The 26,994-nt window shown below is 38.2% G+C and carries 22 protein-coding genes and 2 tRNA genes; 8 read left to right on the forward strand and 16 right to left on the reverse strand.

Translation table 11 applies throughout. From position 1 onward, the window contains the following. The first annotated feature begins 6 nt into the window (after window positions 1–6). On the forward strand, window positions 7–954 hold the full coding sequence (locus tag FHR29_RS02130) for an MBL fold metallo-hydrolase (RefSeq protein WP_183912053.1): 948 nt from the start codon (window positions 7–9) through the stop codon (window positions 952–954). 67 nt (window positions 955–1,021) lie between these two features. Here the strand turns inward: FHR29_RS02130 and FHR29_RS02135 are convergent, their stop codons facing one another. The 5 genes from FHR29_RS02135 to FHR29_RS02155 form a co-directional block, all read right to left on the reverse strand. Then, a complete protein-coding gene (locus FHR29_RS02135; protein WP_183912055.1) occupies window positions 1,022–2,212 on the reverse strand; it encodes an MFS transporter in 1,191 nt (396 codons plus the stop codon). Between the two features lie 94 nt (window positions 2,213–2,306). Next, the gene (metQ, locus tag FHR29_RS02140) at window positions 2,307–3,113 is read right to left on the reverse strand and encodes a methionine ABC transporter substrate-binding lipoprotein MetQ (RefSeq protein ID WP_132772714.1); all 807 of its coding nucleotides are present in this window, start codon (window positions 3,111–3,113) and stop codon (window positions 2,307–2,309) included. Window positions 3,114–3,131: 18 nt separating this feature from the next. Continuing rightward, complete coding sequence (gene metI / locus FHR29_RS02145) at window positions 3,132–3,785, reverse strand: methionine ABC transporter permease MetI (RefSeq protein WP_132772716.1); 654 nt, start codon at window positions 3,783–3,785, stop codon at window positions 3,132–3,134. Continuing rightward, window positions 3,778–4,797 carry a methionine ABC transporter ATP-binding protein gene (locus FHR29_RS02150; RefSeq protein WP_183912057.1) on the reverse strand — a complete coding sequence of 340 codons (1,020 nt, stop codon included), beginning with the start codon at window positions 4,795–4,797 and terminating at the stop codon, window positions 3,778–3,780. Before FHR29_RS02150 ends, metI begins: the two co-directional genes overlap by 8 nt. 158 nt (window positions 4,798–4,955) lie before the next feature. Next, window positions 4,956–5,921: a TIGR01777 family oxidoreductase gene (locus tag FHR29_RS02155; RefSeq protein ID WP_168127473.1), complete on the reverse strand. Its 966-nt coding sequence runs from the start codon at window positions 5,919–5,921 to the stop codon at window positions 4,956–4,958. A gap of 91 nt (window positions 5,922–6,012) precedes the next feature. Between FHR29_RS02155 and FHR29_RS02160 the strand changes: the two genes are divergently transcribed. Beyond that, window positions 6,013–7,923 carry an AAA domain-containing protein gene (locus FHR29_RS02160; RefSeq protein WP_183912059.1) on the forward strand — a complete coding sequence of 637 codons (1,911 nt, stop codon included), beginning with the start codon at window positions 6,013–6,015 and terminating at the stop codon, window positions 7,921–7,923. A 94-nt stretch (window positions 7,924–8,017) separates the two neighbouring features. Then, window positions 8,018–8,632, forward strand: coding sequence for a hypothetical protein (locus FHR29_RS02165; RefSeq protein WP_021189931.1), 615 nt, complete (start codon window positions 8,018–8,020; stop codon window positions 8,630–8,632). 145 nt (window positions 8,633–8,777) lie between these two features. Here the strand turns inward: FHR29_RS02165 and clpB are convergent, their stop codons facing one another. Next, window positions 8,778–11,381, reverse strand: a complete 2,604-nt coding sequence (gene clpB / locus FHR29_RS02170; protein WP_183912061.1) for an ATP-dependent chaperone ClpB — start codon at window positions 11,379–11,381, stop codon at window positions 8,778–8,780. Between the two features lie 280 nt (window positions 11,382–11,661). Here clpB and FHR29_RS02175 point away from each other — a divergent pair. Further along, a tRNA-Thr gene (locus FHR29_RS02175) sits at window positions 11,662–11,734 on the forward strand. A 23-nt stretch (window positions 11,735–11,757) separates the two neighbouring features. Then, window positions 11,758–11,830 (forward strand) — tRNA-Thr (locus FHR29_RS02180). A 145-nt stretch (window positions 11,831–11,975) separates the two neighbouring features. Here FHR29_RS02180 and FHR29_RS02185 read toward each other — a convergent pair. Continuing rightward, on the reverse strand, window positions 11,976–14,321 hold the full coding sequence (locus FHR29_RS02185) for a glycosyl hydrolase family 95 catalytic domain-containing protein (protein ID WP_183912063.1): 2,346 nt from the start codon (window positions 14,319–14,321) through the stop codon (window positions 11,976–11,978). A 447-nt stretch (window positions 14,322–14,768) separates the two neighbouring features. Beyond that, window positions 14,769–15,473, reverse strand: a complete 705-nt coding sequence (locus tag FHR29_RS02190) for a TIGR00730 family Rossman fold protein (protein WP_037526690.1) — start codon at window positions 15,471–15,473, stop codon at window positions 14,769–14,771. 119 nt (window positions 15,474–15,592) lie between these two features. Here FHR29_RS02190 and recR point away from each other — a divergent pair, with 119 nt between their 5' ends. The 3 genes from recR (at window position 15,593) to FHR29_RS02205 (ending at window position 21,033) form a co-directional block, all read left to right on the forward strand. Continuing rightward, window positions 15,593–16,207 (forward strand): recombination mediator RecR, encoded by a 615-nt coding sequence (gene recR / locus FHR29_RS02195; protein WP_021191006.1) that lies wholly within the window; start codon window positions 15,593–15,595, stop codon window positions 16,205–16,207. Window positions 16,208–16,347: 140 nt separating this feature from the next. Then, a complete protein-coding gene (locus FHR29_RS02200) occupies window positions 16,348–17,616 on the forward strand; it encodes a Gfo/Idh/MocA family oxidoreductase (protein WP_132772727.1) in 1,269 nt (422 codons plus the stop codon). Window positions 17,617–17,634: 18 nt separating this feature from the next. Beyond that, window positions 17,635–21,033, forward strand: coding sequence for a DUF1080 domain-containing protein (locus FHR29_RS02205; protein WP_183912064.1), 3,399 nt, complete (start codon window positions 17,635–17,637; stop codon window positions 21,031–21,033). Between the two features lie 174 nt (window positions 21,034–21,207). On the opposite strand, the gene FHR29_RS02210 is transcribed toward FHR29_RS02205, so the two are convergent. From FHR29_RS02210 to FHR29_RS02245, 8 genes are all read right to left on the reverse strand, one after another. After that, window positions 21,208–21,537, reverse strand: coding sequence for a multidrug efflux SMR transporter (locus FHR29_RS02210; protein WP_132772730.1), 330 nt, complete (start codon window positions 21,535–21,537; stop codon window positions 21,208–21,210). A 98-nt stretch (window positions 21,538–21,635) separates the two neighbouring features. Next, window positions 21,636–22,196, reverse strand: a complete 561-nt coding sequence (locus FHR29_RS02215) for a Crp/Fnr family transcriptional regulator (RefSeq protein WP_168127477.1) — start codon at window positions 22,194–22,196, stop codon at window positions 21,636–21,638. Window positions 22,197–22,675: 479 nt separating this feature from the next. Next, the gene (locus FHR29_RS02220) at window positions 22,676–22,888 is read right to left on the reverse strand and encodes a hypothetical protein (RefSeq protein WP_168127478.1); all 213 of its coding nucleotides are present in this window, start codon (window positions 22,886–22,888) and stop codon (window positions 22,676–22,678) included. Between the two features lie 34 nt (window positions 22,889–22,922). After that, on the reverse strand, window positions 22,923–23,633 hold the full coding sequence (locus tag FHR29_RS02225; RefSeq protein ID WP_168127479.1) for a siderophore-interacting protein: 711 nt from the start codon (window positions 23,631–23,633) through the stop codon (window positions 22,923–22,925). A 78-nt stretch (window positions 23,634–23,711) separates the two neighbouring features. Further along, window positions 23,712–24,575: a helix-turn-helix transcriptional regulator gene (locus FHR29_RS02230; RefSeq protein ID WP_183912066.1), complete on the reverse strand. Its 864-nt coding sequence runs from the start codon at window positions 24,573–24,575 to the stop codon at window positions 23,712–23,714. A gap of 96 nt (window positions 24,576–24,671) precedes the next feature. Next, window positions 24,672–25,280, reverse strand: a complete 609-nt coding sequence (locus FHR29_RS02235) for an alpha-ketoglutarate-dependent dioxygenase AlkB (RefSeq protein WP_132772736.1) — start codon at window positions 25,278–25,280, stop codon at window positions 24,672–24,674. 29 nt (window positions 25,281–25,309) lie between these two features. Next, window positions 25,310–26,161 carry a methylated-DNA--[protein]-cysteine S-methyltransferase gene (locus tag FHR29_RS02240; RefSeq protein ID WP_183912068.1) on the reverse strand — a complete coding sequence of 284 codons (852 nt, stop codon included), beginning with the start codon at window positions 26,159–26,161 and terminating at the stop codon, window positions 25,310–25,312. Between the two features lie 44 nt (window positions 26,162–26,205). Beyond that, complete coding sequence (locus FHR29_RS02245; RefSeq protein WP_221197785.1) at window positions 26,206–26,709, reverse strand: GNAT family N-acetyltransferase; 504 nt, start codon at window positions 26,707–26,709, stop codon at window positions 26,206–26,208. Window positions 26,710–26,994 lie beyond the last annotated feature (285 nt).

A 26,994-nucleotide genomic window follows, 5' to 3' on the forward strand; every position in this document is an offset into this window, starting at 1 on the left:
ATTTTTATGTTAAATATATTATCAGACTTTCTGGTTCGAAGACCAGAAGGATATTATTGTCAATATGGTGACTTCTATATTGACGCAATGTTACCCGTGCCGGTAGATGTTGTCTCTCACGGTCATGGAGATCATGCAAGACCCGGTCACGGTATTATTTACTGCACAGCTGTTACAGGCGCTATTATGCATTATCGCTATGCGCAGCAGCCACTATTAAGCTACCGAAAAATAGATTTTAAAAGTAGTTTTCACATTGGCCAAGTTGAATTAACCTTTATTCCAGCAGGACATATTTTAGGTTCTGCTCAAATTTTGATGGAGTACAAGGGGGTGAGGTATCTATATACTGGAGATTACAAATTGCAGGAAGATGAAACCTGCGAGCCTATAGAGATTGTACAAGCAGATGTACTGATTACAGAATGTACTTTTGCCGATCCAGATGTTGTCCATCCTGATCCTATTGCGGAAATAAAAAAACTAAACGAGCAACCTTTTAATATTCTCTTAGGAACATATGCACTTGGGAAGGCACAGCGGTTGACCGATCTGATTAATAAACATTGCCCTGATCGAAGAGTACTGGTTCATCATGGGATACTGCCACTTCATCGTATTTATGATGATCTGGGGCCTAAAAAGCTGGTGTACGAGCAGTATAGTCGACGGGAGATGAAAGTGGGCGAACCTAATAAGGTGTATATGGTGCCACCTATGACATTCAATAGTTATATTCGTGCCACCAACGTTGTCCGTGCTTTTGCATCCGGATGGAAGAGGTTGCAGCAACATAATGATCTTTCGCTCTTCATATCCGATCATGTGGACTGGAATGACATTTTGTATTTTATTCAAGCGGTAAAACCACAGGAGGTCTGGACACTGCATGGAGATGGCCGAATATTAAAACAGCATTTTGAAGGTAATCTCGATGTTCGTGATATTTATTAATATCTTATTGTCAACTATTTAATAGCATTTATATAAAAATTTTATTTATATAAATGCTAAAATTTTGCTAAGAATTTCTTTTTGATTTTTGTAGAAAAATGCAGACAACAACTCCAGATAATACGAGAATTAAACTAAAAGGAAATATATACTTCATCCCAAATTGCTTTGCCACCAATCCTACAAGTGGACCGGAGATGCCTAGTGAAATATCAATAAACAAACCATATGCGCCCAAGGCCGCACCTTTGTTTGCGCTCGAAGCACTTTTTACAGCTTCTACTCCTAACGCTGGAAAAACCATTGAAAATCCCAATCCTGTAATAGCCGCACCGATGATGGTTACAAAAGGTGTAGGGGCAAAGGAGATTAATAATAAACCAACACTTTCGATCAACATGGAGTAGAGGGCTATTTTGACGCCTCCAATTTTATTAATGCTTCCCGTGAGGACAAATCGACCTAAAACAAACATTGTACTGAAGCAGGTGATACAAATTGCAGCATTCTCCCAACCTTTATAATTATAGTACAGGGTAATGAAGGTTGATATCGTTCCAAAACCTATACCCGCCAATGCGAGTCCTGTCCCAAAAGGAGCAACAGATTTGAGAACCGAAAAAAACGAATTCCGAACCTCTTTCGATATAGCATACAGTGCTTTTTTATTAATGGTTGTAATAAGGCCAATAAGCCCGACCAAGGTAGTTAAAAGTGCGATAGACCAATTGCCCAGGTGCAACGACATTAAGACGCCTAGCGGAGCTCCTATGGCCATTGAGGTGTAATTGAAGATTCCATTGTATGAAATTGCGGTACTGGTATGTTGTTCCCCAACACGTAAGATTGCCCAATTGATCGGACTGGCACCGACCATTCCTTCTCCACAGCCAGTAAGTAATCGGGAGACAGCCAACAAACTTAAAGCAAGAAGCGGAGATGAGCTATTGGAGAATGCAGCCCATAAAAGTATCCCTGTAAGGATAAAGCAGATCATACTGATGATGATAGCAGGCTTAGGCCCCTTTTTATCCACAATTGTCCCGGCATAAGCACGCATAAAAAAGGTCATAATATATTGTGAGCCAATTACTGCGCCAGCGATTATGGTATTGAATCCCAAAGTTTCATGGATGAAAATAGGAAGGACTGCTAACGAAAGACCAATGGTGAAGTAACCGTAGAAGGTTAGAATCGCATAGCTAGCAATCTGAAAGCGGTAGTCCTGCGCCGCTTTTTGTAAAGATTTGGATAACATGCTGCAAAGGAAGCAAACCTAAAGGGGATAAAAAAATAAAAGCCAATATTCTGCATCAGAATATTGGCTTTTATCGTTAATCAATTAAAGTTGATTACCACCCTTTGATCGCTCCGCCTTTGAAAACTTTTTTAGCGATGGCTTCTACTTCCGGTGATTGATAAGCTTCTATAAATTGTTTGATACGCTCATCATTTCTATTATCCTCTCGCGATACAATTAGATTCACATACGGTGATTCTTTGTCTTCAGCAAATAAACCTTCTTTTTCAGGGTCTAAACCAGCCTGAGCAGCAAAAGTATTGTTAATAATAGCAATGATAACCTCTTTGTCATCTAAAACCCGTGGTAATTGGGGAGCTTCAAGCTCCATAATATTTAATCTCTTCGGATTTTCTATGATATCTGTCTTTTTTGGCAGAAGGCCCACATCATCTTTTAATTTTATTAATCCTTCTTTTTGAAGTAACAACAGCGATCTGCCCCCATTCGTTGGGTCATTAGGAATGACAATAGTTGCTCCTGGCTGTAATTCATTGATTGACTTTATTTTTTTAGAATAAGCAACTATAGGAAAGACAAAGGTATTGGCGACTGCGGCTAATTTATATCCGCGCTGTCTCGATTGTTCTTGAAGATAAGGAAGGTGCTGAAATGAATTAACATCAATATCACCTTGGTTCAACGCTTCATTAGGGACTACATAATCGTTAAAAGTTACAAGCTCGACGTCAAGATTAAATTTTTCTTTTGCCACCTTTTTTGCCTCTTCAGCAATGTCTTGCTCTGGACCGGCGACAATTCCTACTTTAAGGACTTTTGAATCTGTTTTTTTTCCGTTACAAGCTGTTAAGCCAAATAGAGCCAATGCTACAACGCAAATTTTAGAATGTAATCTCATAGTTTTTTAAAATAGATGTTAACGATGATTAGCTTTTTTAGACAGGTAATCTCCTGTAAATTGAAGAATAAATACAATTAAAATTAGTAAAATTAATACAGCATTCATAATAAAAGTATCATAACCGATATAACCATATTGGTATCCAATCTGTCCAAGTCCACCTGCACCTACTGCTCCGCCCATAGCTGAATAACCGACTAAGGTAATCAATGTAATTGTCAGATTATTAACGAGTGATGGTAGAGACTCGGGGAGTAAAACTTTGTATATTATCTGTAATGTAGTGGCTCCCATGGCACGCGCAGCTTCAATTAGACCATGCGGAATTTCCAATAGACTGTTTTCAACTAACCTGGCAATGAAAGGTGCGGCAGCGAAACTTAAAGGTACCAAAGCTGCAGTAACACCAATAGAAGTGCCTACAAGCTGCCTGGTAAAAGGTATCATCCAAACGATCAGGATAATAAAAGGTATGGATCGAAATATATTGACCAGTATGGCAAGTAATTGATGAATATATTTATTTTCATGTAATTGGTTTCTTCGTGTTAAAAAAAGAAAAATACCAGTAGGGAGGCCAATCAGAAAACCAAAAAAGCCAGACAGAAAAGTCATGACGATAGTTTCGATAGTACCTTTTATCAATAAATCAATAACTGTATCAGACATATCCTATGATTTCTATTTGTGAGTAATTTGATTTTAAATAGTGGAGGCTGTTTCTGATATTATCAGCATCACCAATAAGTTCCAGATTAAGTATGCCGAATTTGATTGAACCTACATAATCAATCTGCGCACTGATAATAGCCACATCAATTGCATATTGCTCATGCAGATGCTTGATAACAGAAGTTTGATTAGAATGTTCTGCAAGATAAATCTGGACGATGGGATTTCCACTCTCTTTCAGACGCTCTTGATAGATTGTCGGTAATTCGGCATGAAGTGACGATTGAATGAAGTGCTTTGTTAATGTCTGCGTAGGTGATGTGAAGATCTGTTCCACTGTGCCAGTTTCGATTAATTTTCCGCCATCAATGACAGCAACTTGATCACAAATGATCTTAATCACTTCCATCTCATGTGTAATCAGTAAGATGGTTAAATTTAATTTTTTATTGATTGCTTTTAGCAACTGCAAAATAGATTTGGTTGTAGCAGGGTCCAAAGCACTGGTTGCTTCATCACATAACAAAATCTCAGGATCACTTGCGAGGGCTCTAGCAATAGCAACACGCTGTTTTTGACCGCCAGATAAACTTGCAGGATAGTCATGTGCTTTGTCTTCCAGTCCTACCAAAGCCAGTAGCTCCATTACCTTTAGCTGAATATCATTTTTCGAAGTGCCGGTCAGTTCCAGCGGAAAAGCGATATTCTGATATACCGTACGGGAGGAAAGTAAATTGAAATGTTGAAAGATCATACCGATCTTGCGTCGATGCTGAATTAAATCCTGATTGGATAATTTCATCAGGTCGACACCGTGAATCAAAATTTGTCCCTCGTCGGGTTTTTCCAATAAATTGACGCATCGGATTAATGTGCTTTTTCCTGCACCTGAGCTACCTATAACCCCAAATATTTGCCCTTTTGGAATAGCAAGTGTTACTTGATCCAATGCTTTCGTAAACTTATTTTTTACTGCAAATGTCTTGGAAATGTTAATTAATTCTATCATTTATGTATAGTAAAAACTAATCTTACAAAAAAACCTTTCAAACATGTCCTGAAAGGCTAATGGATATTCAGTAATGGCCATATTAAACAAAGGCATATTACTATATTTTAGCGCAAATGTATCAAAAGTAGCCCTAAATCACAATACTTATATTCACATTACAGGGTTTTGATGCATTCTTCAGTTAGAAATGGGTATTTAAAATTAAAGCCTGTATCAATTATTTTTTGGTTGCTCGCTGTTGTACTTGTCAGCAAAACTTCTTCGCCCATTTGTCCAAGAGCAAATTTTAAAAGAAAAGCAGGTACGTAAATCGGTAGGTAGATTGAACCTACTTTTTGTTTAGCGATACGATCGATTATTATTTTTTGTGCCAGTACTTCTGAGGATACAGCATTGTAAATTCCCACTATTTCATTGTTACGTATGGCTGTTAAATACAACTTGCACAAATCATCGATGTGGATCCAGCTCATTTTTTGTTTTCCCGAACCTAAGTAAGTTGCACTTTTAAACTTTAATGATTTGGTCAATTCTTTTAAAGCACCCTCATCTTTACTGAAAACTACGCCTAACCTGAAAATGACCACTCTTTTATGCAATAATTCAACAGGTTTTACGCTGTCTTCCCATAGCTTGCAGGTCCAGCTTAAAAAATCCGTACCCTGTTCTTCATTTTCAGTAAAAGCATGTCCGGGTTTTTTGTCTGCTCCATACCAGCCAACTGCCGATGTTGAAATGACAGCTTTAATTTTGTTAGGAAGTTGCTGTAGCGCTTCTGCGATTAAATTACCACTATTAACCCGGCTGGAAATCAGTTCTTGACGACGCTTCTTCGTCCATCGCTTGTCAGCAATGCCAGCTCCAGCAAGATTGATAATATAATCTGCCCGTTTTATCGCATCATTGTTTATACGTTTAGTATCTGGATCCCAGTGTAAATGTTCAATATGATTGCTGTCTTTATTTACGCTGGGGTTTCGACTGAATATAATGACATGAAACCCTTCGCTAACAAGCAATTTTGTTAAATGTCGACCAATAGTTCCTGTACCTCCTGCTAGAATGACTGTTTCCATAGTTCCAAGATCTTTAAGCTTATAAATAATGTGATCGTTTCTCATAGCCAATTTAATTTTTATTTATCATATTCCACCCTTATTCAAATTAAAAAATGGTTATTTTGCTGTATATAATAGAGTAGGATTTTAAAATATGAATTATTTTGATGAGCTTAAAACGCTCTTGAATATAGAACAAGACTTTGATCGTGAGCAATATGAAACCCTTTTGCTAAAGTCAAGCTTGAATGAAAGAAAGTTAAAAGGTGTGACCTGGTTTCCGATTCAGATTAAAGGTGAAGAGATGGGGCGTGGTGATTATCTGACCATTACATTATCCAAAACAAATAACCAGGAGGATGAACATCGTTTTCGTTTTGGTATGCCGGTCGCTCTTTTCTCGAATCATGATCCCCTGGTTGATCGGGCAGAAGGACTGATTTCTTTTGTGAATAGAGATACAATGAAAATTGCATTGCGGGTCGATGAACTGCCTGACTGGACGAGAAGAGGTAAACTTGGGGTGGATCTTTTATTTGATGAAAATTCATATAAAGAAATGCATGAAGCATTAAGGAAAGCCAAAGAACAGCGTTTAGATTTAAATGAAGGAAGACTGATCCGCGAGATAATAGGTGAGGAGGAGTTAAAGGGATATAAAAAAGAAATTAATTACGATAACGGTACTTTAAATCAGAGTCAAAATGAAGCCATAGTTCATATTCTAAGTGAGAATCCGATTTCCATTATACATGGCCCTCCCGGTACAGGAAAAACGACAACTTTGGTCAAAGCAGTACAAGCCCTACTGAAAAAGGAAAATAAGCAAATTTTAATTGTGGCACCGAGTAATACGGCAGTTGATGTTTTGACCGAACGATTAGATGCCGCAGGAGTGTTAGTGACACGTATTGGAAATCCCGTCAAAATTTCAGAACATTTACAAGAATTAGCACTTGATGCCCAAGTGGATCAGCATCCGGCAAACAAGGAAGTCAAGTTACTCAAGAAAAAAGCACGGGCTTACACCGAAATGGCTCAGAAGTATAAACGAAGTTTTGGAAGATCTGAACGGGAACAGCGTAAAGCACTTTTTGATGAAGCTAGAAAAATAGGAAAAGAAATTGGCGATATACAAGATTTTATGGTCGCAGATATTCTGGATAAAGCACAGGTTGTTACTGCTACTTTAGTCGGATCCAATCAGTACGCAGTCAGAAATAGAGTATATCAGGTTGTTATTATCGATGAGGCAGCACAGGCTTTAGAACCCGCTTGTTGGATTCCGATTCTAAAAGCAAATAAGGTGGTGCTTGCAGGTGATCATTGTCAGCTTCCTCCCACGGTGAAGTCAAATGCCCAGATGAATATCGGTCTTTATCATACGTTGTTTGAAAAATTAGTAAAACGTTATCCTGAACATGTTTCTTTATTAAACGTTCAGTATCGGATGAATGAAAAGATTATGCAATACCCTTCTACGGCACTATATGATGATCATCTCATTGCAGGAGATCATGTACAGCATTGGACGCTCAAAGAAGATTCGGAACCTGTTGTTTTTATTGACACTGCAGGGGCGGGTTTTGAGGAAGAACAGGATGGTACAGCAACATTTAATGTAGGGGAGGCTCGTTTTGTTATCAATCATTTGAAACAATCATTGGTATCTTTTGAACAGGTTTATGATGAAAGTGATTTTCCGGCGATTGCAGTTATTACTCCTTACCGGAGACAAGCGACAGTGCTCAATGAATTATTAGTAAATGATGAGCAGATTGTTCCCTTTCGTCATCATATCCAAATTAACACTATCGATAGTTTTCAGGGGCAGGAAAAAGATATCATATATATCAGTTTAACAAGGAGCAATGATCAGCAGGCAATCGGTTTCCTTTCCGATGTGCGTAGGATGAATGTTGCTATGACAAGGGCAAAGAAAAAGCTCATTGTGGTGGGGGATAGTGCCACTGTGGGTAAGCATGAGTTTTATGATAATTTTATTAAATATGTAGATACCATGCAAAGCTACCATAGTGTTTGGGAGTGGGATTTGGGCGAATAGTTAATATAACATGAAATTCTAACGGAAATTAGTAGCAGATGTATTGAATTAATCTGCTATTTTAGCAACTTGACGAATTTTTACTGAAAAAATTATGGATAAGTATTATCAAAATAAAGAATTAGTTTTTAAAACGCGTTGGATGACAGCAACTGGATTTTACTTCGCCGAAGCGGAATTGCCAGAAGCATCTTTAACAGCATATTTAAATAATTCTGAAGAATCAGAAGAACATATTATTTTCATCCCTTTTAGTCAAATAAAAAGAGCTGTACCACTTTTTGATAATCAGCCACCATTGCTTGATATTGATGTATTAGATCCAAAAGATTATCAAGCTGTAGTTGCAGACTTTGAGAATAAAGCCCAATTGAAAGAAGCCATTCAGGCAATTGAAGAGCAATCAGGGCTTAGAGAAACAGTAGAAGTTATAAAAGACAAAACCTGGATACGTAATTTGCTTTATACAATTGCAATTGCTTTTTTCGGTTTTTCGCTGGTGATGATGGCAAGGGAATTAGAAAATGGCGAAGTGCCTGATACGAGTGGTAACAGATCGGGTTTCAAAAGTGTTTTAGCTGCTATTGCAGAGCAGTTGGGTTTTATGGGCAGTGCTGCATTAGCTATAGTATTGTTTTCTGGTTTCGCATACTTTACTTACACGATATATAAAAGTTCAAATACAACAAGAACTGTCTGGAAAAAGTAAGGCTTATCCATGACTTTCTGATGAACTAAAATCATGTTCAGCGTTAAGGATAAATGAAAATTGTTTTCAACTATTCTTTAAAATTAAAAAAGTGGCTAACTCTTGCGAGTAGCCACTTTTTTAATTTTAAAAGGTGCTTTGACCTTTATTCAACCTCATTTTTATTCAAGAAGACAAATTGACCATCAAATACATCCAATTGGATTACCGCATCTTTATTTACTTTTCCTGAAAGGATTTCTTTCGAAAGTTCATTCAGGATGCGTTTTTGCATAACACGTTTCAATGGCCTTGCACCATAGATCGGATCATATCCTAATTGCGCTAGCCAATCCATAGCATCATCCGAAGCAGTGATGAAGATATTTTGCTCAGCCAATTGTTTTTGAATATGGCTAAATTGCATCCGTACGATGCTTGCAATTTCATTTCTGCTTAGAGGTGTGAACATGATGATTTCATCAATACGGTTCAGGAACTCTGGGCGAATTGATTTTTGTAAAAGCTCAAACACTTCACCTCTTGTTTTTGCAATAACCTCATCTCTGTTATTATCATTCAACTGCGAGAAATTCTCTTGAATGATATGCGATCCGGTATTGGAAGTCATGATGATGATCGTGTTTTTGAAATTCACCGTTCTACCTTTGTTATCTGTTAAGTGACCATCGTCGAGTACTTGCAGTAAAATGTTGAACACATCAGGGTGTGCTTTTTCAATTTCATCCAAAAGTACGACAGAATATGGACGGCGGCGAACAGCTTCAGTCAATTGTCCACCTTCTTCATAACCTACATATCCTGGAGGCGCTCCGATAAGTCGGGACACTGCGTGACGCTCTTGGTACTCGGACATATCGATTCGGACAAGCGCATGTTCATCATCAAATAAGAACTCAGCTAGTGCTTTTGCTAACTCCGTTTTACCCACACCGGTAGTTCCCAAAAAGATGAAAGAACCAATGGGACGCTTAGCATCACTAAGTCCCGCTCTTGAACGGCGGATAGCATCAGAAATCGCTTCAATCGCCTCTTCCTGTCCGGCAACCCGTTTATGTAATTCCTCTTCTAGAGAAAGAAGCTTATCGCGCTCAGACTGGATCATCTTATTTACAGGAATGCCGGTCCATTTAGATACCACATCAGCAATGTCTTCAGAAGTCACTTCCTCTTTTAACATCCGTTTGCTATCTTGCTTTTCAGCTAATTCTGCTTTTAATTTTTCGACCTTATCCTGCGCATCTTTGATACGGCCGTAGCGAATCTCAGCTACCTTTCCATAATCGCCTGCACGTTCCGCCTGATCAGCTTCCTGCTTATAATTTTCTATATTTTCAATCTCCTGGTTGACACTGTCCACCAACGTTTTTTCTGACTGCCAGGATGCACGTAAAGAATCGCGTTCGGCAGATAGATTAGCGATCGTTTCAGAAAGTTCACTGACTTTCTTTTCATCATGCTCACGCTTTATTGCCTCCCGTTCAATTTCGAGTTGCATAATACGGCGGTTCAGTTCATCTACAGCTTCAGGAACAGAGTCCATTTCAAGACGTAATTTAGAAGCCGCTTCATCCATTAGGTCAATCGCTTTATCTGGTAAGAAACGATCCGAGATGTAGCGGGTTGACAATTCGACAGCGGCAATGATTGCTTCGTCAAGAATGCGCACTTTATGGTGCGTTTCGTAACGTTCTTTTAATCCGCGCAGGATTGAAATTGCATCTTGAGTAGTTGGTTCGTCAACCATTACTTTTTGAAAACGACGTTCCAATGCTTTATCCTTTTCAAAGTATTTTTGATACTCGTTCAATGTTGTTGCACCAATAGCACGAAGTTCTCCACGTGCTAACGCCGGTTTTAAGATATTGGCTGCATCCATTGCACCCTCACCACCACCAGCACCAACTAAGGTGTGGATCTCATCGATAAACAGGATGATTTCACCGTTACTGTCTGCAACCTCTTTGACAACAGCTTTTAATCTTTCTTCAAACTCACCTTTGTATTTTGCACCGGCTATTAAAGCCCCCATGTCCAAAGAGAATACGATTTTTGATTTCAAATTCTCGGGCACATCACCATTGATGATGCGGTGTGCAATACCTTCGGCAATAGCGGTTTTACCAACCCCTGGTTCACCCACCAAGATGGGGTTATTCTTAGTTCTACGGGATAAGATTTGCATCACGCGACGAATTTCTTCATCACGGCCTATCACAGGATCTAATTTTCCCGATTCAACAAACTCGTTTAGATTACGGGCGTATTTTCCCAAAGCATTGTAGGTAGCTTCGGCATTTTGATCCGTCACTCTTGTGTTGCCACGTAGTTCTTTGATCGCTAATTTAAGATCCTTTTCATTTACACCTTGATCCTTCAGTAGACTAGATGTTTTATCGCCTGCATTTAGAATACCTAGAAGTAGATGCTCTACAGATACAAACTCATCATTAAACTCCTTCAAGTAGCTTTGCGCTTTTTGCAAGGCCGAATTTGAGGTGTTACTCAAATAGACATTTGTGCCGCTGACTTTCGGGAATGCCTGAATTTGCTTATCAAGTTCTCCACTTAAGTAAGGGATATTTACATTTAATTTTTTTAACAGATGACTGATTACATTTTCATCAACTGTTAGCAAGGCTTTAAGTATATGTGCGGTCTCAATAGCCTGCTGTTGATTGCCTGTGGCAATCTCCGAAGCTTTTTGAATCGCCTCTTGTGCTTTAATTGTATAGTTATTGAAATTCATGGTTTTATTTGCTTTTTGATTTGATAATTGGATAACAATCAAAATGCCATATCTGTTTTTATTCTTTTTTCGGAAAAAATGTCTTGTATTTTTATTGTGAAATGACAAAATTTCATGTTTGTGTGTTTTTCCGCGATGGGTTCCGATTTGAATTGAAAATAAATGGCTTGATTTTCAGAAAATTATTAAAAATATGAAAAAAAATGCCAGGAAAGTTTGATTTTGTTGTCAAAGGTTTCGATATTTGCACCATCATAATTCGAAAGGGTTATTTAAAAAAGCCTCTTTAGCTCAGCTGGTAGAGCAACTGACTTGTAATCAGTAGGTCATTGGTTCGATTCCGATAAGAGGCTCTTTTTTAACTTTCACACATGATGCCTCCTTAGCTCAGCTGGTAGAGCAACTGACTTGTAATCAGTAGGTCATTGGTTCGATTCCGATAGGAGGCTCAAAAAGGTCAATCTCAAAAAGGTTGACCTTTTTTGTGTTTATACTGATCGAAAGATTTAATGCCCAATTATTTACAGATCGTGTGCTTTATATAAATTAAATTTATACCAGCGATGAACCGGCATAAATTTAATTTTATTGAGCTTAAGCACCTATAGGCTTGATTATATAGTGGCGACCTATTTTTGTTTCAAATGAAAACCTTTCTCCTGTCTTACTTACGGCTATTTGCTTACCATTTTCCATCACTTGTATTTCTTTTTCTTTCCAAGGATTGTGGATCTGGCATTTTGTGCCTTTTTCACTATAAATGGACAGATTTGTTATGGTAGTGCCATCATAATCTGCAGAAACTAAAAAGGCACCTTTAGTCCGTAGGCGCGTAAATGAAGCGCTTGATTTTACCCAGTTGGGAAATATGTACAACGTGTTATCAAGTGTTTGAAGCATCATTGAGTTGACCGTTTCAACTAGGGCTGTTTTTTCCGAAGCATGATGGCCATCTATAATCAAGAAGTTTTTTTGAGCACCGCTGGCCAATATGCTTAGGTTTTTAATAATTATTTCAGGGGAGAAGCCAACGCGTGCAGCCATAATATAACCGCTTAGACCTAACGCATTCATTGATCCTTGAAATCCATTTTGGTCAACTTCATAGTATTCAACCGTATTTTTAGCTATCTGTAAAGAATCTGGATCTGAAAGTAAATCGAGGACTTCGCAGGGGTAGACCGGATGCATTTGTATCATGTGGTTTGGCAGATCCCATCCTGCTTCATTTTTTGCAAAAACAGGCAAGCCTTTATTCGGTGTCTTGGTCGGCTGTATTACCTTGTATTTAGGAAGGTGATCGAGAATATCCTGCCAAAGCGTTCTCCGGTTTTCATCCACATCCAATAACTTACTATACTTGAGAAGTAAGCTGAAGGTTTGCTTGACGAAACCTAGATCGGAGGGAGGATTGAGATCCCAGGAACTCTCATGTGCGCCAGTAGTGATACTGTATCGATAAGTATCACCATATGGCTCCTTTTTCAGGTAATCTTCATAGAAATCACCACATTCTTTAATAAAGGGGTAAGCTCTGTTTTTTAAAAAATCCAAATCACCAGTATATTCATAGTACCAGCTGAAGAGTGGTACATTGAACGGCGCATTCATCGTTTGTTGCCAGTAATAATTGTAAGGTATGCCAATTCCCAGTCCACCAACTAAGAAAACAGCTCCTCTAAATGATTTCCCAGCTAAAGAAGGATGGACAGTTCCCATGTCATTTTGCGCACGTCTTCTTCCATCAGGTAAGATTGCTTCAATGAAGTTGTAAAAAGGTTTTGCAATTTCGGGTCTATTCGCGGAGAAGACGCTATAAAATCCAGCTTGGCTATTATAATTTAAATGGATATCACCATGATACATCATTTTGTCATCCATATTCCAGACACCATACATGCCGCCACATGCCGGGGAATGTTCGTTATAGGCAGAAGCTAGAAAATAGATAGAACTTAAGTACTGTCTGTTGATCAATTCATCATTTGTTTCCACATATGACCTATTCCACATATCCTTCCACCATGCTATTTTTGTATTTCTTAAAGCATTTAAACGGTTATTTTGCAAATCATGAAGTGTTTTATATGCGTTTTCCATCTGTGCATCGTTCTTCATACCGCCACCCGATATGTAAGACAGTACATAGACAGTTTTTCCAGCTTTAAGAGTAAAGTGCGTATTGGTCTGGGCTTGGGATTCTCTACTGCAAATTGATGATGCGCCAAGAACCTTAGTCGATATACCGGCTTTAGAGACCCATCTTACATCTGTAGTTTTAGTTTGTCTAGTTACCTGCGTTACGTTACTGTTTACATCGGCTGTTGTGCCATATGTTGCCGATATGCTATCGGCATAAGTATCTACAGATATTTTGATTGGAGTTTTTGTGTTATTTACCAGTTCAGTGACTAAAAGATTTTCATTAACAGATATCCAGCTTTTCATATGCACAGGTTGTGTTGTTGCTGTACGCATGCGCAATTCATTACCTAGTTGGTCCATCTCATACTTAAAACCAGCGCTTATCGGTGATTCTACGGTTATTTTAACCCCGCCAACAGGAAGGGCAGCGGGGCCGGATCCGGCCCAGTCCGACCAGCCATCTGTTACAAAATCGACTTTTGAGATGCTGAAAGTCTGGCTGTTTTCAGCAGTATGGCACACCACACCAACATCACCATTGCCTATATAAGGTCCAATAGGTGCATGATTACTGCGGATACTTTCATAGCTAAAAGGTGCGTTCCAGACGGCAGTCATTAAGTTTTTTTTACTTAAAAAGAATTGATTATCTGCATCAGAATTTTTTATCAAACTTCTCTTTTGCTGTGATTGTGCACGACTGCCTATATTATGAGATGAATTGACGTTTTGTTCCGCCTGACTTGAAAAACTTAATAATAATATACAACAGGTTAGATTTCTTTTTATCTTCATTATATTTTGAGAGGTTACAGTAGTAGGGAATTTAGAGTTTAGTTATAAGTTTTGGAACTATTAGAACCGATATAAAGATTCAATATATTTTTTCAAAATACTACCTTTATATTTGCCAATAATGTTACTTTTTTATCATTATCAGGTTGTGGCATACTGCACCGATCAAGTCCAAAGTAACAACTGGCTTTAGCCTTAATTTTGATGTAGGGTCTTAGCTATGCCACTAATCATTTGGGATGGTTTTAATAGAGGTGGTGTTTTCAGTGTCAATTATCGGACACGGAGATGAGATGAGTTTTTGCATGTTCCCATTTTTTAAAGCTTAAGATTGCGAAGTTGTGATAGCGTAGCGTACGGTAGTTTTGCAAAATCCCTTGTTATAACAAAAAAAAAAGGGTTCCATACATATGTATGGAACCCGTTGTATATCGATACCGGTTATTATTAAAAGTTTGGTTTTAATAAATACTTGTCGTAGAATCTGAAAATATGATCTGCGGCTTCTTCCGCCGTATCAACGATGCGGTAGAGTTTTAGATCTTCTTCGCTGATGTAGCGTTCACCTAGCATTGTGTTCTTGATCCAGTCGAAAAGGCCACACCAATATTCGGAACCCACTAACACGATCGGGAAGCGTGCGATTTTACCTGTCTGGATTAATGTAATTGCTTCAAATAATTCATCCATTGTTCCAAATCCGCCCGGCATAACAATATACCCCTGCGAATACTTCATGAACATGACTTTTCTAACAAAGAAATAGTTAAATTCAAGAAGTTTATCACGGTCAATATATCTGTTGTGAAATTGTTCAAACGGCAATTCTATATTTAATCCTACTGATTTACCGCCGGATTCATAAGCTCCCTTATTTGCAGCTTCCATGATACCGGGGCCACCTCCAGATATAATTCCATAGCCACGTGCAGTCAACAAACTTGCCACATCGACAGCCATTTGATAGTATTTATGATCTTGTGGAGTTCTTGCAGATCCAAAAATGGAAACACAAGGACCAATTTTAGCTAATTTTTCAAATCCATCTACAAATTCGGACATGATCTTAAATATTTGCCACGAATCTTTTACTTTTATCTCCTGCCACGTTTTGTTTTCAAAGGCACTTCTTATTTTGTCGTCTTTTGTAATATCCATGCTATACTCTTATTATAAAAATTACTGTTCCTTTTCATTTGAAGGGAATACAAGATAAGGAATATTTTTAATTTGAACAGTTTCTTTAACTATTATATTGTTAAATTTGTGCCATGAATTTTTCTTCTAAATTATTAGAAAACGCTGTATCCGAGTTTGGACGTTTACCTGGAGTAGGTCAAAAAACTGCATTGCGACTTGTTTTACACCTGTTAAAGCAATCGGATGCTGAAGTTGCACGATTTACATCTACTATTAATCAATTGAAAGAAGAAATTCAGTATTGCCATATCTGTTTTAATATTTCAGACTATCATGAGTGTGAAATTTGTACCTCTCCAAAGCGGGATCATTCCATTATATGTGTCGTGGAAGATACGCGTGATGTGATGGCGATTGAAAATACCAATTCTTACCAAGGAATCTACCATGTACTAGGGGGACTTATTTCACCAATGGATGGGGTAGGACCGTCTGACTTGAAGATTGACGGTTTGGTCGACCGTATGCGTAAGCAAGATGTCAAGGAGGTGATATTGGCATTAAGTGCTACGATGGAAGGAGATACAACGATATTTTATTTGTATCGTAAGCTCAAAGAATTTAATATCCAGGTCACCACTATCGCACGTGGTATTGCTTTCGGCGGTGAGCTTGAATATGTCGATGAATTGACCTTAGGAAGGTCAATAGCGACGAGAACATTATATGAACGACCGACGTTCTAAGGGTTAGGATACCGTATTATTTTGATTGTAAAAGCTTTGTTACCCGACGAAGCTTTTTTTTGGCCTGCTTTTTAGTGAAAAGTTGTATTTTAACAGATTATTAAATCTAACACAACCAAACTATCATTTATTAAATAAGTATGAAAGAAAAAAATAGCTCCAGAAGAGATTTCTTAAAGAAATCCATCACAGGAGCAGCGGCATTTTCAATTGTCCCTAGATTCGTATTAGGGGGACAAGGATATTTGGCTCCAAGTGACCATTTAACGAAGGGCATCATTGGCGTAGGTTCAATGGGGCGTGGTCATTTTGGATACGCGGGAACAAAAACAGTGGCGATATGTGATGTCGACACAAGACATTTGGCTCTAGCGCAACAGGCTTTAGGTGGCGGAGTTAAAGAACATCATGATTTTCGTGATTTAATTAAAAACCCTGAAGTAGATATCGTGCATATTGCAACTCCTCCGCATTGGCATGGTTTGATGTCTTTGGAAGCAGCGCGTGCAGGAAAAGATATCTGGTGTGAAAAGCCGATGACACGTACTATCGGTGAAGGAAAACGTGTCAAAGAAGCGATCGCACAACATGGTAATATGTTTAGATTAAATACCTGGTTTCGTTTTGCCGATAATTTCTACGGAATGAATGTTCCGGTTAAAAAAATTAAAAAATTGGTAGATACAGGTATGTTGGGTTGGCCGTTGAAAGTAACGATCAGCAAGCATACTGGTTTTGACTGGAAATTTTTCTGGGTAGGGAAAGAAAACCTTCCTGTTGAACCGGTACCAGCAGAATTGGATTATGAATTATGGTTAGGTCCTGCACCTTTCAAACCTTATAGTACGCATCGCGTGCACACAACTTTTAGAGGATACTGGGATTATGATGGCGGTGGTCTTGGTGATATGGGCCAACATTATTTGGATCCTGTTCAATATTTCTTAGGAAAAGATGGCGAAAGTCCTGTATCGGTAGAAGTTGATGCGCCGCAGCAACATAGTGATGCGGTCGGTACCTGGAGAAGAATTGTTTATACATATGCTGATGGCTGTCAGATTATTTTAGATGGTGAAGGTAAAGATGAAGGCATGGCTTATATAGAGGGACCTAAAGGGAAGCTGTATAAAGGCTTTGTGTCTGATATACCGGATATGGAAAGAAAACTGGCACAATTTCCTGAGCCAGCACCACAGATTACAGATTTCTTGGAATCGGTACGTACACGCGAGAAATTTGCATTAAATGAAGAGAACGGATACCGTTCATGTACATTGGTCAACATGGGCTTGATCGCCTTACGTTTAAACCGCTCATTGAAATTTGATTCTACAAAAGATGAGTTTATCAATGACGATGCAGCAAACCGTTTAGTTTATCAACCGATGCGTGGCCCTTGGTCAATGTAATTTTCTAATCTATCTAAAATGAAAAAAGTTTTTAATACGATATCTGCCTTATTAATACTTCAAGTGGCAGCATATGCACAACAGCCCCAAAATAGAACGACTGCTACTAAAATAGCTGATGTACTGGGGCAACAACCTGCCGAAGAAAAGGCTAAGTTTTTATACGCGATGAACGAGTTGGAAAACTTTACATCAAGTGAAATCGCGGCGATGCTAAATCAATTGAAACCGCAGGGCCAAAACAATGCGCAAGTAGAGTATGCCACAAATAGCTATTCTTTCTTTGTTAACCAACCAGGCAAAGAAAAACAGAAAGAAGTATTTGTACAAGGTCTATTGGATGCATTGGGTACGGTGAAAGAGGATACCAACAAAGCTTTTGTATTGCGTCTTTTACGTCAGTGTGCAACGAACGCTGCTGTGAGTAAAGTAGCTACTTATTTAAATACACCGTATTTAGCTGATGGTGCGGCACGCACATTGGTCTCGATCAATACGAAAGAATCAAGCGATGCATTAGCACAAGGATTAGCGAAAGTAACAGATGAAAAATGTGCAGTTGCGCTCGTGACCGCTTTGGGAGATGTTAAAAATCAAGATACCGAGACGGCTATCATCGCTTTGATCGATAAGTTCAAATCGGATAGCTTCAAACGTACTGCTTTGATTGCCCTGAGCAAAATTGGAGGAACAGCAGCGCTTCCGATCTTTGAAAAAGAGCTTAAAACTGCAAATTATAGTTATGATAACCTAAATGGTATCGGTTTAGGTCTGGACTATGCCGAATCTCTAATTGAGAACAAAAAAAATAAAGAAGCAATTGCTTATTTAAATACTTTGTTTGCTGAGGCTTCTAAATTGAAAGCAATCAATGCACAAGTAGGATCGTTAACTTTATTGACAGGATTGGATGCTAAAAAACAAAAGAAAAACTTGTTTGCGGCAGCTCAAAACGAAAATAATGTCTACCGTCACGTTGCTTTAAATCTATTGCACAAATACGGAGATGCAAATGATACTAAAAAACTATTAGGATTAGCAGCGAAATCAAGCCCTGCTGTGCAAGAATCATTATTGAACTATATTGCTCAAAACGGTTCGATAACTCAATTAAAAGCAATCGAAAAAATTGTTGGTAAGTCTACAGATGCACATGCTAAATTAGCGGGTCTCTCGGCGATCAACCTCCTTTCTAAAGGTGCTGACTCGAAAGCATTAATTGATAATTTGTCTACAGATACGCAACTGAATGAATCGATCAAAGCACTTTTGTTAAGTTCAAAAAATGAACAGACAATGGACGTGATCAACAATTCATTAGCAACTGTTGATGATGCTAAGAAAATCCAATTATTGGACATTTTGAGCACAAGGGCAAATGCTAATTCTTCGCAAGCTGTATTGGCTTTGAATAGCACCAATGCTGATGTAAATAAAGCCATCAACAAGGCTTTACCAAATGTTGCACAGGAGAAAGATCTAGAAATACTTGTTAATTTATTGACAAAAGCGGATGAGGCTTCAAGCAGGAATTTAGAGGTTGCGATTGCAAATGTGATCCAGTCTAGTCCTAACAAAGAACAACATATCCAAAAACTTGCCGCGAATATTTCCCGTTCTGCAGCACCTAGTGCAACCAAATTCTTTCCAATTTTTGCCAGACTTGGCGATCAGGAGTCTTTGAATGCGGTTACGAATTATTTGAAATCTGATAATCCTGCTCTTCGTGATGCCGCTGTTTTAGCGATCGCAGACTGGTCGACTCCTTTAGCATTAAATGAGCTCATCCAGTTGTCAAGAACAAACTTATCAGGTGGTTTAAGTGAAAAAGTATTTGCTGGATTGATCAAGAATATCAATAGATCGAGTGAAACAAACGATCAGAAGACCCTTTTATTGAAAGATGCTTTTGCAGTTGCTAAAAATAACAACCAAAAAAGAACTGTTTTAGGTTCTCTACAAAGTACGGGCACCTACCAGGCAGTTGTATTTTCAGGTAAGTTTTTGAAAGATCCGGAACTGAAGGGTACTGCCGTTAACACTGCAATGAACATTGCTTTAGATAATAAATCTTTTATAGGTTCTGACGTCCGCAACATCTTGAATGAGGTGATCAACAATTTAAGCGGAAGCGAAAGTGCATACTTAAGAGAAGCTGTTGTTAAGCACCTTGCAGAAATGCCTAAATTTGAAGGTTTTGTAAGCCTGTTTAATGGACAGGATCTGACGGGCTGGAAAGGTCTAGTCGCAAACCCGATTAAAAGAGGTCAAATGACTGAGAAGGAATTGGCTGCTGCGCAGGTAAAAGCTGATGAGCAAATGCGTCAGGGATGGGCTGCTAATAATGGTGAATTGATCTTCAACGGTAAGGGAGATAACATTGCTACGGTTAAACAATATGGCGATTTTGAGATGTTGGTTGACTGGAAACTTGATAAAAACGGTAAAGAAGGTGATGCAGGGATTTATCTTCGTGGTACACCACAGGTTCAAATCTGGGACATCTCTCGCGTAAAAGATGGTGCTCAAGTGGGTTCTGGTGGTCTTTATAATAACCAAAAGGCTGAATCGAAACCATTATTGGTGGCGGATAATGCCCTAGGTGAGTGGAACACGTTCAGAATTAAGATGGTTGACGACAAGGTGACAGTTTACTTAAATGGTAAATTGGTTACAGATAATGTGCCTTTAGAAAATTATTGGGATCGCAATCAATCTATTTTCCCGACCGAGCAACTTGAGTTGCAGGCTCATGGTACAGTGGTGTCTTACAGAGACATTTACGTAAAAGAGCTGGCTAGAAAAAATGTATTTCAATTGAGTGCGGCTGAAAAGAAAGAAGGTTTTGAGGTTCTGTTTGATGGTACAAACTTAGATAAGTGGACGAAAAACGATGGTTATGTGATCAATGATGAAGGATATCTAAGAGTAGTGCCAGATGCTAAATTTGGTGGTAATCTTTATACAAAAGAAGAGTATGGAGATTTCATCTATCGTTTTGATTTCAAATTGACGGACGGTGCAAACAATGGTGTGGGTGTCAGAGCTCCTTTAGAGGGTGATGCCGCTTATGCTGGTATGGAAATCCAAGTGTTGGATAACACTGCAGATATCTATAAAGATTTGAAACCTTACCAATACCATGGTTCGGTGTATGGTGTTGTAACGGCTAAAAAAGGATTTTTAAAGCCAGTAGGCGAGTGGAATACGGAAGAAATCGTTGTAAAGGGTAACCGTGTTAAAGTTACTTTAAATGGTACAGTGATTCTTGATGCTGATATTGCATCGGCAAGCAAAAATGGTACTTTGGATGGTAAAGATCATCCAGGTTTAAAACGTACAACGGGTCATCTTGCCTTCTTAGGACATGGTTCGGAAGTATTCTTTAAAAATATCAGAGTAAAAAAATTGAAATAAGGATTATACCATTTCATTTTATAAGGTCCTTATTACGTAAAGTAATAAGGACCTTTTTTTTAACATTAAACCAAGAACGATGAGTTGTGTTCGGTTTCTCCATCGTGCCACTCAAGGTATATTTTATGGTTGAAAAAAAATATATTCAAAAAAATATATTTCAGATGCTATCGCTTAATGTGAGGCAGCTTTTGAAAAGAAATTCATTATAATGACTCCGGCAACAATCAAAACAATACCAATCACTGCTGGAAGATCAAGTGATTGTTTGAAAATAACAACCGAGATAACAGTTGTTAAAACAATACCGATACCACCCCAAGCTGCATAAGCAATACTAAGGGGAATAAATTTAAGCGCCAGGGAAAGAAAATAAAAGCAAGCTATAAAGGCCAGAATAGTGACAATAGATGGAATTAACTTTGAAAACCCATTGGATACTTTTAAAAAACTACTGCCAAGTAATTCAAATGCAATAGCTAAGCCTAGAAATAAATATTTCATTTTTTTATATGATTAAGAATCATACAAAGGAACGGTAGATTGAGATTATTTTTTTTGATATATATCAAATTAAGTTAAAATTTCAATACAAACTATCATTATTTTTTTCGGATCCGGCTTAATGTTTCCTGAGTAATACCAAGATAAGAAGCGATATGTCCTAGCGAAATGCGTTGTGCCGCTGCGGTTTCATTCTTCAGCAGTGTGTTGTAACGCTCTTCAGCAGATTCAGTCTGTAAAGAAATGGTACGTTCCTCTAATATTTTGCAATATTCTTCCGCTAATTTTCTCCCAATGGTTTCCATTTGATGATATTTTTGATAAAGCTCATTCATATCTTCTCTGGAAATATAGTAAATAGAGGAATCTTCTAAAAACTGAATGCTCTCTAAAGAAGGAAGATTGAAGAAAAGAGGAATCACTGAACCTAAGATCATATTTTCGATACCAAACCAAACATTGATCTCCCGATCTTCTTTATTGTAAAATGCGCGAACAATTCCTTTTTCAATAACAAACATATTGGATACAACTTGCCCCTGTTTAAGAAAAAAATCACCCTTTTGTTTGGTCATGAATTTAGTTCTCTTAATCAATTCTTCCTCAAGATCAGTATGAATTGGTCCGTATTTTTTTAGCTGTTGGATTAAGAAATTCATATTTTCTGTATTACTTCCCTATAATATTAAAACTTGCAAGTGCCGGTTTTACCGCTTGCGTAAGAACGCATTGCAACATAAGGAGTATCTATAAAAGATAAACGTTTACAAAACAAACCATATGTTGTCATGAGGTTTTAAATATACCTATCGAAGTTGGAACTACCAATCTGCAAAGTGAATTTATTGATGTTATGTAAAGCACAAAATTCCGCATGTTTGTTTGTAATTCGTAGATATTGTATGTTCTTTCCAAGAATCATATACTTGCTAGTAGCTAATTTTCATCAACTGATCTTAAGATTTGATTTTTGATTGAGTTACATAAATCCTTGATTTTAGAACAGCATAATGCTCGAACTATAACAATTTTATCGTTGCTACGACAGAGAGCTTTATCCTGATTAAAAATCTAGATTAGTAATTAGCGTAAATATGTTGATATTAAGGTTAGCTACACGACCCTATATTTGATCTGATTAGTAGGGAAGCTCTTCGCAGTGAAAGCCTTTATCCTGCAACAGTCCGATGATAGATTGTGGATTTTCCTTTAAAGTATCGATGCGTAAGATACGATCGCAATCCTGTAGATCGAAATTCCATCTGCCCGGTGTGCAGTGTTCATTTAAATCATATTCTAAAATGAGAATGTCTTTTTCAGTTTCTACTGAGGTTTTAAATACATAAATCATGCGGTTTTTAATTTTAAATTTTTAATACAATCTGTTATAATCCTTTTTTTCCTTGTAGCCAATATCCTTGAGTAGTTATACGGTTTACACCGTTTCTTTTAAGGGCCTTTCGAAAAGCTTGAACGGAAGTGACATTGCCGACTAAAGTGTAGCTGGCATGAAGCCAGTTTTCATGATGAAAAATGGGAAGACCATCGATCCATTCTGCATCGGTAAACGATCCATTTTTTGGAAAGATACTACAGTTTTCTAAGCCCAACAGCTCAGGAACTTCTCGATTTGCATCGTCTAGTTCTAGATAGAACTGGAAGGAATGATTGTTTTTTTTGAGTGTGGGAAGTAGCGAACAGGCCAATCCGAGCGAAGTTTCATCGCCGAATAGTAACTGATGCTGAAATTTTGGGTTATACACCTTATGTCCCCTCGGGCTACTGATATAGAGATGATCACCAACGCTTAAAGTGTCTGCATAACTGCTTCCGGGACCATTATTGTGGATGTGAAAGATAATGTCCAGGATACCCAGTTGCATATCATGATAGGCAATCGTATAATTCCGGTATTCGATTTCGTTTACACGGATCACACTCGCATAGCCAATCTGGAAATTCATTTTGGCAAGGTCGCTCTGAAAACGCACCTTTTTAAGATGGGGGCTGAGGTAAGTGGTGCCGATCACTTCAGCACGTTGGCCAACGAGACTTTCTAGTATGCCGCCTGCCCATTTGGGTAGTGTTGATATCATGGTATTGCTTTTTTGTTCATGACAAAGAAACAGCTAATTTGTAACGCAAACAATGGAGCAAAGGAAGAGGGTATTGGACTAATCGCGGTTTTTGTTCCGAAAGGATAGTGCCGACATTCCGGTCACTTTAGTGAATAATCTCGAGAAGTAGGGGTAATCCTCAAAACCTAAGGCATCGGCGATTTCTTTTACTGACTTGTCAGAATGATAAAGCAGACGTTTAGCTTCTAAAATGATACGCTGTTGGATATGATAGGACACAGGGTAGCCGGTGACGTCTTTGACACATTCATTCAGATAGGGGGTAGAGATATTGAGACCCATAGCATAGGCGGCGGGTCTTTTTATAGAGAGAAAGTCACGTTGCAGGGAAGCCTTAAATGCTTTTGTGATAATCTCAGATCGTGAAAGTTTGTCGACAGGTATAGCGCCCTCGAGGTACATCGAAGTCAAGAGCCCAATCAATGTATTGCAGCTGTCTTTTAATAAGGCGTGATACAATTGCTGATTTTTTCGTGCAGATAGGGTAAGGCATAGCGATGCACTGTTGGCTAGGATAGAAAAGATATCTTCTTGAACCATTAGAGGTTTGAGGGGAGCCAGCTCTTCTAACAAATGGAGGTATTCCGGATTTATATGTTCACTATTGATCCTCAAAAAACTACCGCTCACATTTGTCAGAGCAACAATACGATGTACCTGATGTGGATGTATATATAGAATAGAATAAGGCTTTACAGTATATTGTTGAAAATCTATTTCGATTTCAGTAGTTCCATTTTCCAACAGAAAGAACGAATGGTAGTTATCACGGTGTGATCGTCTGACGTCATCCAGATTCATGATATCCTGTTCATCAAAGTGCGCTTTGCCCATACTGATTCCTGAACCGAATTCAGCAGTCATTGTTTTTATAGGGATGGACTTATTTTTTTGACGCATGATAGGGATGTGTATATCTTCAAACCTGATTATTGCACAGCTAAGAGAAGCTAAAAATACGAGAAAATATTAAGACGTGGTGTGCACCGTCTATTTTTATTCGACAATTGTTCTAAAAGTTAGATTAATCCTTGGAGAGTGAATCTTTTTAGTAGGTGGCAGTCGATGTAGCCAATGAGATTGCGTCTCATCTTTCATGACCAATAAACTACCATGTTCTAAGATCAATCCTACATTTTCTTTCGTTTGTTTATGCTTAAAAGCAAATTTACGGACAGCCCCAAAACTCAATGATCCGATAGCACCATTTTTCTTTAAATCTTTTTCGCCATCACTGTGCCATGCCATACCCTCATCGCCGTTATGGTAGAGATTTAATAAGCAAGAATTGAACGTTTCTCCCGTTGTTCTTTCAACTATTTCTTTTAATTCCAATAATTCTATTGACCATGGAAGAGCATGCTTGGTTGTATTGGAATAGGTATACTCAAAAGGTTTCTCACCGTACCAAGCGACTTTTCTTTTCGTTAATATATGTTTACCAAAAATAACGGCTTCATCGTTACGCCATTCGATGGCTGTCAATAGTTTTTCATAAAAGTAATCTGCACGTTCCTGTCCCAGTACTTTCCCATAATAATGTACTGTTCCGTCCTTTGGAAGCCAATTTTTCGTACTATCAATCGGATATTCAAATAATTCCATAAATAATGTTTAAATGGTGCTGCTTCGTATTATAATTCCTGTTGAGTTTTGGCACTTTCCCATCCTATAATAGCTGTTTTTCGAGTTGGTCCCCACATATATCCTCCTGTTATGCCAGAAGATTGGATAATGCGGTGGCAGGGAATAAGAAATGCAATGGGGTTACTGCCAACAGCTGTACCAACAGCTCTAGCTGCTTTTGGATTTCCGATCTGTTCCGCTATTGTTCCATATGTAGCCAGTTTCCCCATGGGTATTTTGAGTAAACTCTCCCACACACGCAATTGAAAGTTGGTGCCTTTGAGATGTAATTTAATCTGTGAAAGGGCAGACCAATCGTTTTGAAAAATGGATAGGGCATTTTGTTGCAGATCGTCATCCTGTTGCTGAAACACGGCATTTGGAAACTTAGCCTGTAAATCGGTGAAAGCTTTTGCTTCATTACTTTCAAATGCGATATAGCATACTCCTTTGGCTGTAGATGCAATAATTATTGGACCAAAAGGACTGTCTGCATAACGGTAATTGATCTTGAGAAATTGACCTCCATTTTTATATTCAGCAGGAGTCATGCCTTCGATATTGATAAATAGATCATGTAAACGGCTGCTGCTCGAAAGTCCGGTATGGTATGCGGCATCAAAGAGTGTAAGTTCTTTGTTGTCATCAAGCAGTTTCTTTGCATATTGCAAACTGATGTACTGTAAAAATTTTTTAGGACTTGTACCTGCCCAGTCTGTAAAGAGCCGTTGAAAATGAGCGGGGCTTAAATGAATTTTTTCAGCGACTTCATCCAAATTTGGCTGTTCCTTAAAATGATGTTGAATATATTCGATAGCCGAAGCGATTCGATTGTAGTTGAGATTTGATTGTGTTTCCATTTTCATTTTAATTTATACCCAAATTTCATCATGATTGTCTTTGTTTACAATCCGAAACATGCGGAGTTTTGATTCGGCGTGATCGCTTTAACCATTTTGTAATTGATAAATGCTACATCTTTTAAAATCACTTCCTGCTCTTTTACGGTTGTAAATCCCATTTTTATAAAAAATGGTTTCGCCGTCTTGCTTACATCTGCCGTTAAGCGATCGGTGTTCTGTCGCCTTGCCTCTGCTTCTATATATTGGTAGAGCTGGGAAGCTATTTTTTGACCTTGGTAATCTTTATGAACAAAAAATAAATCAATATAACGACCTTCAGCTAAGGTACAAAAGCCGACAATACTGTTGTTTAACACAGCTATGAGTACATACTGCTCTGTTAACACCTGAGTCCATCGTTGCATATTCTCACTACCGGAACTCCAAACCGCTACCTGCTCTGCGCTATAATCTTGGATGCAAATGCTCTTAATAGTACCGACAAACAGTTCCTGCAGGGAAACAATATCATGAAGGGTGCCAAATCTAAACGTAATTTTTTCCAAAATATACTGGTATAATGTTTTCTCTTTGATTGTATGGGCTACTGTAGACCATTCTTTTTATTGATATGATGTACTGCTGATTGATGAGTCAAACTTAATAATATTGTCTTTTATATCCAAAGTACTGGCTTGACAATTCATGTCCATTGCACAAATTGCTTTACTATTATTTGCAATACGCAGTGATTTTAGATTTCTTGAGGATGAGGTTTTTTAGTTTTAGTCACAAAAAAATATCAGGGTGCTGCTGCGGGCTGTTTCACCGTAATATAGGATTTTCCTAAA

Source organism: Sphingobacterium sp. JUb56 (genome assembly GCF_014191365.1).
Classification (GTDB): Bacteria; Bacteroidota; Bacteroidia; order Sphingobacteriales; family Sphingobacteriaceae; genus Sphingobacterium; species Sphingobacterium anhuiense.

Coding starts and splice junctions, on each gene's coding strand:
- FHR29_RS02130 (WP_183912053.1), top strand. CDS start 7: ATGTTAAATATATTATCAGACTTTCTGGTTCGAAGACCAGAAGGATAT.
- FHR29_RS02135 (WP_183912055.1), bottom strand. CDS start 2,212: ATGTTATCCAAATCTTTACAAAAAGCGGCGCAGGACTACCGCTTTCAG.
- metQ (WP_132772714.1), bottom strand. CDS start 3,113: ATGAGATTACATTCTAAAATTTGCGTTGTAGCATTGGCTCTATTTGGC.
- metI (WP_132772716.1), bottom strand. CDS start 3,785: ATGTCTGATACAGTTATTGATTTATTGATAAAAGGTACTATCGAAACT.
- FHR29_RS02150 (WP_183912057.1), bottom strand. CDS start 4,797: ATGATAGAATTAATTAACATTTCCAAGACATTTGCAGTAAAAAATAAG.
- FHR29_RS02155 (WP_168127473.1), bottom strand. CDS start 5,921: ATGAGAAACGATCACATTATTTATAAGCTTAAAGATCTTGGAACTATG.
- FHR29_RS02160 (WP_183912059.1), top strand. CDS start 6,013: ATGAATTATTTTGATGAGCTTAAAACGCTCTTGAATATAGAACAAGAC.
- FHR29_RS02165 (WP_021189931.1), top strand. CDS start 8,018: ATGGATAAGTATTATCAAAATAAAGAATTAGTTTTTAAAACGCGTTGG.
- clpB (WP_183912061.1), bottom strand. CDS start 11,381: ATGAATTTCAATAACTATACAATTAAAGCACAAGAGGCGATTCAAAAA.
- FHR29_RS02185 (WP_183912063.1), bottom strand. CDS start 14,321: ATGAAGATAAAAAGAAATCTAACCTGTTGTATATTATTATTAAGTTTT.
- recR (WP_021191006.1), top strand. CDS start 15,593: ATGAATTTTTCTTCTAAATTATTAGAAAACGCTGTATCCGAGTTTGGA.
- FHR29_RS02200 (WP_132772727.1), top strand. CDS start 16,348: ATGAAAGAAAAAAATAGCTCCAGAAGAGATTTCTTAAAGAAATCCATC.
- FHR29_RS02205 (WP_183912064.1), top strand. CDS start 17,635: ATGAAAAAAGTTTTTAATACGATATCTGCCTTATTAATACTTCAAGTG.
- FHR29_RS02210 (WP_132772730.1), bottom strand. CDS start 21,537: ATGAAATATTTATTTCTAGGCTTAGCTATTGCATTTGAATTACTTGGC.
- FHR29_RS02215 (WP_168127477.1), bottom strand. CDS start 22,196: ATGAATTTCTTAATCCAACAGCTAAAAAAATACGGACCAATTCATACT.
- FHR29_RS02220 (WP_168127478.1), bottom strand. CDS start 22,888: ATGATTTATGTATTTAAAACCTCAGTAGAAACTGAAAAAGACATTCTC.
- FHR29_RS02225 (WP_168127479.1), bottom strand. CDS start 23,633: ATGATATCAACACTACCCAAATGGGCAGGCGGCATACTAGAAAGTCTC.
- FHR29_RS02230 (WP_183912066.1), bottom strand. CDS start 24,575: ATGCGTCAAAAAAATAAGTCCATCCCTATAAAAACAATGACTGCTGAA.
- FHR29_RS02235 (WP_132772736.1), bottom strand. CDS start 25,280: ATGGAATTATTTGAATATCCGATTGATAGTACGAAAAATTGGCTTCCA.
- FHR29_RS02240 (WP_183912068.1), bottom strand. CDS start 26,161: ATGGAAACACAATCAAATCTCAACTACAATCGAATCGCTTCGGCTATC.